General features: G+C 37.2%; 9 protein-coding genes. 4 read left to right on the plus strand and 5 right to left on the minus strand.

Annotated elements, in window-relative coordinates; all coding sequences use genetic code 11:
* Positions 1-154: 154 nt before the first annotated feature.
* The 3 genes from BANA01_RS04740 to rluF all read right to left on the minus strand — a co-directional run bounded on the left by BANA01_RS04740 (position 155) and on the right by rluF (position 4,704).
* Entirely contained in the window at positions 155-1,867 is a 1,713-nt protein-coding gene (locus BANA01_RS04740; protein WP_063251889.1) for a hypothetical protein, read from the minus strand.
* Positions 1,868-2,062: 195 nt separating this feature from the next.
* A complete protein-coding gene (gene pepF, locus BANA01_RS04745; RefSeq protein ID WP_063251890.1) occupies positions 2,063-3,877 on the minus strand; it encodes an oligoendopeptidase F in 1,815 nt (604 codons plus the stop codon).
* 110 nt (positions 3,878-3,987) lie between these two features.
* Entirely contained in the window at positions 3,988-4,704 is a 717-nt protein-coding gene (gene rluF, locus BANA01_RS04750) for a 23S rRNA pseudouridine(2604) synthase RluF (protein ID WP_174524400.1), read from the minus strand.
* A 194-nt stretch (positions 4,705-4,898) separates the two neighbouring features.
* Between rluF and BANA01_RS04755 the strand changes: the two genes are divergently transcribed.
* Complete coding sequence (locus BANA01_RS04755; protein ID WP_063251913.1) at positions 4,899-5,777, plus strand: cation diffusion facilitator family transporter; 879 nt, start codon at positions 4,899-4,901, stop codon at positions 5,775-5,777.
* A gap of 54 nt (positions 5,778-5,831) precedes the next feature.
* Here BANA01_RS04755 and BANA01_RS04760 read toward each other — a convergent pair whose 3' ends face one another.
* Both BANA01_RS04760 and BANA01_RS04765 read right to left on the minus strand, forming a co-directional pair.
* Positions 5,832-6,131, minus strand: coding sequence for a hypothetical protein (locus BANA01_RS04760; RefSeq protein WP_063251891.1), 300 nt, complete (start codon positions 6,129-6,131; stop codon positions 5,832-5,834).
* 152 nt (positions 6,132-6,283) lie between these two features.
* On the minus strand, positions 6,284-7,207 hold the full coding sequence (locus BANA01_RS04765) for a TetR/AcrR family transcriptional regulator (protein WP_063251914.1): 924 nt from the start codon (positions 7,205-7,207) through the stop codon (positions 6,284-6,286).
* 188 nt (positions 7,208-7,395) lie between these two features.
* Here BANA01_RS04765 and BANA01_RS04770 point away from each other — a divergent pair, with 188 nt between their 5' ends.
* The 3 genes from BANA01_RS04770 to BANA01_RS04780 all read left to right on the plus strand — a co-directional run bounded on the left by BANA01_RS04770 (position 7,396) and on the right by BANA01_RS04780 (position 10,329).
* On the plus strand, positions 7,396-8,928 hold the full coding sequence (locus tag BANA01_RS04770; RefSeq protein WP_034673004.1) for a DHA2 family efflux MFS transporter permease subunit: 1,533 nt from the start codon (positions 7,396-7,398) through the stop codon (positions 8,926-8,928).
* Between the two features lie 117 nt (positions 8,929-9,045).
* Positions 9,046-9,507 (plus strand): hypothetical protein, encoded by a 462-nt coding sequence (locus BANA01_RS04775; protein ID WP_063251892.1) that lies wholly within the window; start codon positions 9,046-9,048, stop codon positions 9,505-9,507.
* 57 nt (positions 9,508-9,564) lie between these two features.
* Complete coding sequence (locus tag BANA01_RS04780; RefSeq protein ID WP_063251893.1) at positions 9,565-10,329, plus strand: cobalamin-binding protein; 765 nt, start codon at positions 9,565-9,567, stop codon at positions 10,327-10,329.
* Positions 10,330-10,609 lie beyond the last annotated feature (280 nt).

A 10,609-nucleotide genomic window follows, 5' to 3' on the forward strand; every position in this document is an offset into this window, starting at 1 on the left:
TAGTAACCAGTAAGACGTGTAATAATCACACGTCTTTTTCTTTTGCTGAAAAGGGTGCAAAAATTGCTCAAGTGGATTTACAAATTGTTTTCACTCTTATAATATTTTGAACAAAAAACCACGAAGATCATTTCTGTTCATCGTGGTTTTGAGTTTATTCTAGTCCTTCAATTTGAATTTCTTTGGTCGGAAGGAAGTCTTCATCCGTATCCAAATAGGTGACATTGACCTTATCCCCTTCTATTAAGTAAATGACCAATGGTTCTTTTTCAGAGGAAATGATATAACTTTTCTTATTGTCTAAAAGGAAGGAAACAACTGTGAAGTCTCCTGATTTTTCTTTATAAACACGGAGAACGGTACCCGTTACCTTTTTTTCGTCCGCTTTGGAACTGCCATCTACTGAACCGCCGCCTCGTTGTAGCGCGGTTTTATATTGTTTTAGAGCTTCGTTTGGAGTAACCCCAAATACAGAAATTTCAGGATTTGCAGCGGAAACTATAAAGTAATTCTGCAAGAATCCATTCGAATCCAGTACTGGTGTCAGCCAGCTTGCTTCACCGTAGAAGTTATAAATGACAGGCATTTCTCCATGCCATTTCTTTTCAATAAATTTCTTTTCAATTATTTGCAGGGCACCTTGTGAATCCATATATGACTCTTCAGGGTTACCTGTATAATACGTAGCTTCCCCTGTACGCGAATTAGTCAAGGAGTAGCCGAGCATGGAGTCGACACCTTCTTTTGGACTTGTGAAGTCAGTGAAATAATACATAACTCCATTCTCATCAAAAATCGGACTTACATTAGCCTCAGTACCTTCATCTGAAGGAAGTTTTACGTCTGATTTTCCAAAAAGGCTATTCCAAAATCCATGAACATAATTGCCAAAGTAGCTGTTTTGCAAGCTGACGATTTCAGGTGATACTGCACCATCAATAAACTCGGGAACATTCGTTAAAGAATAGGACTTTGTATCCCCATCTTTCGAATCTACAACAACAACACCCTTAACATCAAAGCCATTTCGTGCTGAAACAAATTCACCGAACGAGCGGATGTAAAAAGGTTTTCCTTCATCATCTATTTCTAATTGAACATCGCCATAGAAAATATGTTTCGGGAATTGCATACGAATATGCCGTTCCACATCTTTATTAAAATAGGAAGATGGCGTATAAATCATGTCAAATTTGATGAATTTTGGATTATCAGAAGAATCTGTTGCGCTCAAGGTAAAATAACCAGGAGTTTCTTTTCCTTTCCACCATTTGAAAAAGCCAGAAAACTCAACAGGAGCAATATACACATAATCGCCATTTACTTTTTGTATTTGGAGATTACCCAACTCGTAATAACTGGTATTTGGTACTTGACCAAAAGCTTTTTTCATTTTGTTGCGGGCAAACTCTGGCGGTACACTAGCAGGTGTTTCTTTTTCATCAAAGGTTTTAATTTCTACTTGTTGGTCCATTTGAGCAATTTCATACTTTTCATCTGCATTAAATAGAAAGGCAGTAAGAAAATAAATTCCTAGTATAAGACTTGCTCCAAAGAGTGTTGCTTTCACTTTTCTTTCCATTCCAGTTGAAATGAGTGCACCTAATGCTGTGATGATAATAGCATGAACCCATAAAGAAGAAGGATTTCGATCATAATTTGTAAAGTAAAAGTAAGCAAAAACAGAAGGAATCAAAATAACTAAAATGACAATAATCAATCCAGGTAATAACCTTCTATCACTTTTAGAATTCTTTTTATTACTTTTCGGTTTCGGATCGGTGGATTTAACATCGCTGTAAATCGGTATAAGAATTAGTGCTGTCGTAATTGCAACAATCATAGTAAACAAAAATAGATTCCCCATAACCATTTCCCCTTAATTTAAGATATCTATCTATAGAGTCCCTTTATATACGAATATAATAGGTAAAAAGTTTCATTTATTTCTAGCAATAAGAAAAAGGCTCCATCTGAACTTTATTCAGATGGAGCTTTTACCCACGTTTATTGAGGTGTTTTGTTTTCTTCGTTAAAGCTTCGTATATCTGGTCTAATAGGGTTACTCGTAAGATTTTTCTAATTCATTAATTAGAGAACCTACATACTCAACCGCTTTACGGACAGGTTCAGGTGTCGACATATCAACACCGGCGTGTCTTAATAGCTCGAGCGGTTTCATCGTTCCACCGGCACAAAGGGCTTCCAGCCACCGGTCAACAATAGGCTGGCCTTCTTCCTGAATCAGTTGTGCAACTGCAGTCGAGGCAGTTAATCCAGCAGAATAGGTGTACGGATATAAGCCCATGTAATAATGAGGCTGACGCATCCATGTCAGACTTGCACCTTCATCGATTTCTACCGTATCTCCCCAAAATTCTGAAAGCACAGCTCTAGTCACCTCTGATAGAGTATTAGCCGTAAGTGCTTTTCCTCCCTCAGCTAATGCATACACTCTACGTTGATATTCAGCTTCTAGTAAATGAGTAACAAAATTATGATAATACGTTCCTAGCAGCTGAAGAACTACCCAACGACGCATTTGCTTGTCTTCATTTTTTGCCAACAGGTGTTGTCCTAATAAAAGCTCATTCATCGTAGATGGAGCTTCAATAAAGTAAAGGGAAGGGCGGACATTCATAATTCTTTGATTTTTGTTTGCTAAGTAAAAATGACCTGCGTGACCGAATTCATGTGCTAGGGTGAAGCAGCCGCGCATATTATCCTGCCATGTAACTAAAATGTATGGGTGTGCACCATAAGGGCTTGAACAGAAGGCACCTGTCGATTTTCCGACATTATCCGCTAGGTCGACCCATCGCTCTTTAATGCCTTTTTCAATTATTTCACTATACTCTGGTCCCATTACCTTTAATGATTCCAAGATAAGGTGCCTTGCTTCTTCGTATGTCGTTTCTGGATTAAAATCCGGATCTAATGGTGCCTTTAAATCACAAAATTTCATTACATCAAGTCCTAAAGCCTTTTTCTTTAACTGGGCAAATCGACGCATATGAGGAGCAAGTTCATTAAAAATAATATCAATCTGGTTGTTGTACATTGCCAATGTTACTTGCTGTGGTTCTAAGAGCATTTGTTCAACGGACTGGTAGTTTCTTAAACGAGAAAGTGTTACTTGTTTCTTTACCTCAGTAGAATAAGCTGCGGCGATTGTGTTTTTGTATTGTTTAAGCGTTGAAACAAATGAGTCATAGGCTTTTCTACGGATTTCCGTATCTGCAGAGAATTCATAGCGGTTTTCAAATAAAGCAAAAGAAACCGGTAATTCATGCCCTTCACTATTCATGATAGGGGAAAAGTCCATGTCAGCTAATTTAGCCATGTTATAAATCGTATAAGGGGCTCCATGTACCTCGCCTAAGGCGGCTAATACTTCTTCCGTTTCCGGTGCCAGCCGATGTTTTTTCGTTTCAAGCAGCTCGAGTAATTCTTTTCCGAAGGGCTGCAGGTCTGCATTTTCTTGAAGATATTTCTCAATGGTACCTTCTTCAAGGGAGAGGATTTCAGAATCAATAAATGATAATGCAGCTGACATTTTTGTCCTTAGTGCGGCTAATTTGGCTGAATTAGCCTGATTGATAGGATCAGTCCCGTCAGCGGATTGTTTTAAGCTTGCATAAGTGGCTGCTTTGACCATTTTCATTAACAGTTGTTCTTGAGCAATCAAGCATGCTAGCAGCTCTTTTGAACTAATATGTAACGTACCTTTAAAGCCCTCCATTTTAGTAGTATCATTTTCAATTACGGCAAGTTCTGCTTCCCATGCCTGATCTGACACAAAAAGAGCATCAAGATTCCATGTTAATTCTTCTGGTACTTCTGAGCGGGTGAGGCGTTTTTCAATTGTTTTTTCCACCTTATCTCTCCTCCTCTAAAACCTTCGTGTTCCTAAGTAATATCATATATTATTTGAATATTAAAGCAAATAAAAACTGAGTCGAACTTTTTACATTTCGACTCAGTTTTTTACCATTCTCTAGGTTCATAATTAAGATCACTAAATAATTCCTGCTTTTCTTTTTTTGTTAAATCTCTCCATTGACCAACAGGAAGGTTGCCTAAGTGAATATTCATAATTCGAATTCTTTGGAGGCGAACAACGGAATACCCAAGAGCAGAGCACATCCGGCGAATTTGCCGATTCAGCCCTTGTGTTAAAATAATCTTAAAAACATACTTCGACAGCTGTTCCACCTTACTTGGGAGCGTTTTCGTATCTAGAATTCTAACTCCTGCTGACATATTTTTCAAAAATTCAGAAGTAATAGGTTTATCTAGCGTAACGATATATTCCTTTTCATGTTTATTCTCAGCACGTAATATTTCGTTGACGATATCACCATCATTTGTTAAGAGGATTAACCCGTCTGAATCTTTATCTAATCTTCCAATGTTAAAAATCCTCAGTGGGTGATTTACTAAATCAATGATATTGCCTTTAATATGTCTTTCCGTGGTACTTGTAATTCCAACAGGCTTATTTAAAGCAATGTAAACATTGTTTTTGGCCACCCGTATCGTTTCACCGTTTACACGAACCACATCTCCGGGCTCGACTTGACTGCCGACCTTTGCTACCTTCCCATTAATCGTAACTCTACCTTCTTCGATCCATTTATCAGCACCGCGTCTTGATGTTTTCCCAGACTCGGAAATAAATTTATTTAATCGCAGGTTAAACACATCCTTAATTTTTTACTTAATATGTTTTTAGAATACTTAACTGCCTGGATAATTTCAAGGTTAAGGTTACTCTAGTTTTTACCTTAACCAACTCTTTTTCGTCATTGTTATAAAGTTCGAATAGGGGAAAAAGGTTTCTCTAGACCCACTAGATGTTTTTGTTCAATAATATAGATAAGGAGTAGAAGTGGGTGATGAAAATGGTAGAAGAACAAGGATTTTTGGATTTAAAAAGAGGAGAGCGTGGAGCCATCATAAGTATTATTGCTTATATTTGTTTGTCTGCAGTCAAACTTGCAGTTGGGTATATAGCAAATTCTGAGGCATTAAAAGCAGACGGGTTAAATAATGTAACGGATATTATTGCTTCTGTTGCAGTTCTAATAGGTCTAAAATTATCTCAAAGGCCAGCAGATGATGACCATCCTTATGGACATTGGAAAGCAGAAACTGTAGCTTCCATGGTGGCATCCTTTATCATGGCAGCAGTGGGTCTGAAGGTTGCATTTGATGCGGTTGTTAGTATTTTTTATGAACAAAAAGAATCTCCAGATGTGATTTCTGCCTGGACGGGGCTTTTTTGTGCATTTGTGATGTACTGGGTTTATCGATACAATAAAAAGCTTGCCACAGAAATTAACAGCCAATCTGTTATGGCTGCAGCAAAGGATAATCTCTCTGATGCCTGGGTTAGTGTCGGTACCTTTATCGGTATTATGGGTGCACAGTTTGGACTCCCTTGGCTAGACCCTTTAGCAGCAGTAATTGTCGGTCTTCTCATATGTAAAACAGCATGGGATATATTTAAAGAAACCTCTCTCTATTTAACGGATGGATTTGACGAAAAACAAATCGATATTTATAAAGATACTATTCATCAATGTTATGGAGTAAAAGGTGTAAAACAAATAAAAGCAAGGAATTATGGCAACAATATAGTCGTTGACGTTGTCATTTTCGTTAATTCCACATTAGATGTTAAAAAAGCGCATGATATCGCCACGGAAGTTGAAGAGGAGTTAATAAGGACACATAAGGTGTATGATGTGCATGTTCACGTAGAACCTAAATAAGACCCTACATAAAAAAGGATGGAGTTTAAAGCTCCAACCTTTTTGTTTTCTCTATTAGTTTTTTCTGCGAATTTTATATACTAGCATGTTATTTCCTTCCCAGCCTCTTGTGATAATGTAATCACCACGTATCGTGTCATGTAATCTCATCCTGCTAGGATTTACTTCGTCTCTATTTTCTTTCGGAGCATGATTAATTGCACTGTCTTCTTCTATCGTGATTGTCGGACTTTTTTCTATCTCTATACTCAAAGAATTCCTGTGTTTTGGTCTCTGACCCCAGAACTTAGAAGAATCAAATATTGATCGCTTTTCCTTCGATAGTTGACTCGTGTCAGACGTGAAATCTCCCATTGTTTGCACCTCCTGTGGCTTTATACAGCAGCAGTTCACTGCTCCTCCTCAAATAGTAAAACAAGCGATTGTTTTTACTATTTTACGTAAAACTACCTAGAAATGCATGGGCAAACGCTCAGTCTTGAAATTCACATAAGCAAAATTTTTATTTAGTGTTCCTCTTCTTCATTTTCCTCCAATTGTTGAAAGAAGGCATTAATGATCTGGTTAAGCTGAAGAAGTTCTTTTTTCCAGATATCTGCAGGGTTGTTTTGTAGTGTTTGCAGGGCGCTTTCGATTAGGAACTTTCTTGGTGCCCTGGTATGCATAATTTCTTCTTGGATGAAATCTAGCAGTTCATGATACTTTTCCTGGGCATTTTTATCTTGAAAGTGTTTAGGAATGCAATTTCTCATCGGGTTCACTATTTTATAAAATCGATCAATCAATTCATGATTATTTTTTTGTAGCCCAGGGAGCCATTTTTCTAGTAGCTCAGGTGGGTGTAATTGTTCATCAGCTTCAGCTACTTCTTCCACCAATTTAACTAAACGACTCACGCTATATCTAACGACACTACTAATTTTCTCATTAGAGTCAGTAGCTAAACGATTGTATTGGAGGTTGTGCTGCATGATTCCTTGAAACATAATGGCACAATCTAATAAGTACGGTTTATTTTTTTCACCAAAGATATCGATAAATCTACTAAACATCCAACGAAGTGACCGCAAGCGTGTGAAGCGGATATAGTGTTTTAAGTCTGCATCATTCGTTGACATTACTTCCTCATAAAGGGCAATTAACTTATTTTTTCGATTAGAGATCATTTGCATTTCTACTTGTTTAATAAAGATCTCAATATCTGAAGGACTTTTCCCAATTAATAAATCGTTTCTTTCCTTTTGGAGTTGTTTAAAGGTTGTTTTATAAATAGCAATTAATAGCTCACTCTTTGATGAAAAATATTTGTAAAAGGTTCCTTTTGAGATACCGCTAAAATCTAAAATATCCTGAATGGAAGTAGCTTGAAAACCTTTCTCAATAAATAATTGATGTGCCTTTTTAATAACATGTTGTTTACGATCATTCATTTTATCACCTATCATTCGAAGTATACTACCTGTATAAAAATATACTACATGATAAATTTAGGCATTACAAATCCATAATTTTGTTGTGTTTTTTGATTGCAAAAAATGAACTATCGGTATATTATTAATAAAGCGTGAAACAGGGGTATAAAAAAATGAACAAAGTGTTTAAACAGGGGGTATAAAATATGGAACATGTACAGAAGGAAACGAAACGTCCCCCATACGGGATTATCTCAATCCTGATGATTGGGGCTTTTATTGCATTTTTAAATAACACACTACTAAATATTGCCCTTCCATCTATTATGGCCGATTTAGAAGTTGATGCGTCGACCGTGCAATGGTTAACGACAGGATTTATGTTAGTGAACGGGGTATTAATTCCTACAACAGCATTCTTGATTCAAAAATATTCGGTACGAAAGCTTTTCTTAGTAGCAATGGGCTTATTTACCGCAGGAACCATTCTTGCTGGATTCGCCCATGTATTCCCAATTTTATTAGCAGGCAGGATGACCCAAGCTTCTGGTTCAGCAATCCTAATGCCTTTATTGATGAATGTCATGCTGGTAAGCTTCCCAATTGAAAAAAGAGGAGCAGCAATGGGGATATTCGGATTAATCTTAATGGGTGCACCTGCAATTGGACCAACTTTATCAGGATGGTTAATCGAACATTATGACTGGAGAATGCTCTTCCACTTTGTGACACCAATTGCGGTAATAATCTTGTTGGTCGGATTTTTCCTATTAAAAGATAAGAAGGAAAAGGTCGATATTCGAATCGATATGATATCGGTTTTACTTTCAAGTGTAGGCTTTGGCGGATTACTTTATGGATTCAGCTCTGCAGGAAAGCAAGGGTGGGATAGTCCACAAGTATATTTGACGATTGCAATAGGAGCGATCTCTTTACTTGTATTCATTTTACGTCAATTAAGACAAGAACGCCCAATGCTTAACTTTAAAATCTTTAAATATCCAATGTTTGCCTTATCGTCTGCTATCTCAATGGTTGTTACGATGGCAATGTTTTCAGGGATGCTGCTTTTGCCGATTTATGTTCAAACATTACGTGGTATTTCGCCAATGGATGCGGGTCTAATGATGCTGCCTGGGGCAATCTGTATGGCAGTTATGTCACCAGTAACAGGTAAACTTTTCGACAAATTTGGCGGCCGTTTATTAGCTGTTATTGGTTTAACCATCACAGTAATAACCAGTTACCTTTTTAGTCAGTTAACATTTGAGACTACTTATTTTCATTTAATTCTTTTATATACGGTTCGAATGATAGGAATGTCAATGGTAATGATGCCGGTTTCTACTAATGGTCTTAACCAGCTGCCTGCACGTTTTTACCCTCACGGTACTGCAATGAACAATACACTTCAGCAGGTATCTGGTGCGATTGGGACTGCATTATTAGTAACAATTATGTCTAACCGTGCAGAGTCTAAGGGGAAAGAACTTGGTGAAGCTGCTATGGCAAATTTAACACAGCAGCCAACACAAGAAGCATTAGCTCAAATGAAGCAGCAAATCATGATGACTGCAACATTAGACGGTATCAATTTTGCGTTTTTGATATCTGTCTTTATTGCAGCCGTTGCTCTTGTCCTTGCTTTCTTCATGAAACGTGTGAAACAAGCAGAGGATAGCATCGAAGAAAACTCTGTTGGGAAAAAAGTTGTAAATAATAAACTTGCAGAAAATTAATGTGTATGAAACGTCTAAACTCTTTGTGAGTGAAGGCGTTTTTTTATTGTTGAAATTTGCTTTTTTATTTAACATCACTTTATAGTAAGAGAGGAATTCCTAATTAGGAGGTTTAAAATGAACACAAATTTTAATGAAGCCTATATTGAACGTTGCAGCAAGGAAACAGAAACAATGATTGCAAATGAAGCGTCAAGTTTTTTAAACCAGTCCATTACATATTTAAAAGATCATAAAAGTGAATTTCTTTATGTGGAGTCTGCTTTATTTGAAGAAATCGGTGTGGAAGGTGTGTCGATCGAGTTAGATGATGTCTTTGGTACGTATGATGTCATGCTGGGTTTAAAGCTGCAAAAGAAGTTTGAAAAAATGTTAAAGGAACAGCTTGATCAATCATTACAGGGTGATGAAGCGAAATTTGATTTAGTGTTTAGCCATGACGATGGTTTATGGGATTTGAACTTTGCCTTAAATTACGTGGAAGGATATAGAGAAAATATATCCATACACGAAGGCCTTCAAATAATTCACCAGTTTTTGTCTACTATCGTTCATACCGTAAAACAAACAACCAGCTGAAATAAGCTGGTTGTTTGTTTGTATCTACGTTAACATAAAAGTAAAGGAGGGAGAGTTTTGAGAGTTATATCACTATGCCCAAGTAACACTGAGATAATGGAATATTTAGATTTATCTCATCTTTTAGTAGGAGTGGACGATTATTCAGACTGGCCCACATCCATTGCTAGTCTGCCAAAGCTTGGACCTGATTTATCGATAAACATGGACCTTGTTGAAGAACTTAAGCCAGACCTTGTTCTTGCTTCTTTAAGTGTTCCAGGGATGGAAAAGAATGTTGAAGCATTAGTGGAACGCGGAATTCCTCACATCATATTAAATCCTCAATCTATGTCAGATATTGAAGAGGATCTAATTAAAACAGCTAAAGCTCTTAATCAGTGGGAACGTGGCACGGCGGCAGCAAATGATTTTCGAGATAGGCTTAATGCAGTCAGACAACATGGATTAAGAATAACTAAAAGACCTTCTCTTTATTGGGAATGGTGGCCAAAACCAATCTTTACTCCGGGAAAGATTAATTGGCTAACCGAAATCTCTGAAGCTGCGGGTGCCATTAATATCTTCCATGACGTGGAGTTAGCAAGCGTTCAGACAGATTGGGAGGACGTCCTGAGTAGAAAACCTGATTTTATTTGCCTCGCTTGGGTAGGAGTCAGAAAGGAAAAGGTACAGAAAAATAATGTTACCAAACGGCCAGGATATGAATCGCTTGGGTATAAGGATGATAGTAAAATCCTAATTCTTGAAGAAGAACTATACTGCCGGCCATCCCCTAGGCTGTTGGATGGACTAGAACGACTTTTTAGGTTAATTCATTAAAATATTAAAGGGTTCCGTTTTGAGGTGCTTTTCTTAAAATACGTCTCTATATGACAGTCGTATTGGCAGTCTGGTCCTTAATTGCGTAACCAAGAAAAGTAAAATAAGCGGAAATTTTCCGGTTAAATGCAAAATGAAGCTCGCTTCGGTGCATATAAGGGGAGGTTTTCCGCTTATACAAAGAAAAACTCGCATTTTCGAAAATTTCGGGTAAATAGGCGGAATCTTTCCGTTTATTTAAGCCTTTTTTAATAATAATTATGAATTAAGCGGAATTTCT

The organism is Neobacillus niacini NBRC 15566, from assembly GCF_001591505.1.
In the GTDB taxonomy this organism is placed as follows: Bacteria; Bacillota; Bacilli; order Bacillales; family Cytobacillaceae; genus Neobacillus; species Neobacillus niacini.

Bases quoted from the DNA above. Each gene is read 5' to 3' on its own strand.
- BANA01_RS04765 (WP_063251914.1), bottom strand. From the start codon at position 7,207: ATGAATGATCGTAAACAACATGTTATTAAAAAGGCACATCAATTATTT.
- BANA01_RS04775 (WP_063251892.1), top strand. From the start codon at position 9,046: ATGAACACAAATTTTAATGAAGCCTATATTGAACGTTGCAGCAAGGAA.
- BANA01_RS04740 (WP_063251889.1), bottom strand. From the start codon at position 1,867: ATGGGGAATCTATTTTTGTTTACTATGATTGTTGCAATTACGACAGCA.
- BANA01_RS04760 (WP_063251891.1), bottom strand. From the start codon at position 6,131: ATGGGAGATTTCACGTCTGACACGAGTCAACTATCGAAGGAAAAGCGA.
- BANA01_RS04755 (WP_063251913.1), top strand. From the start codon at position 4,899: ATGAAAATGGTAGAAGAACAAGGATTTTTGGATTTAAAAAGAGGAGAG.
- BANA01_RS04770 (WP_034673004.1), top strand. From the start codon at position 7,396: ATGGAACATGTACAGAAGGAAACGAAACGTCCCCCATACGGGATTATC.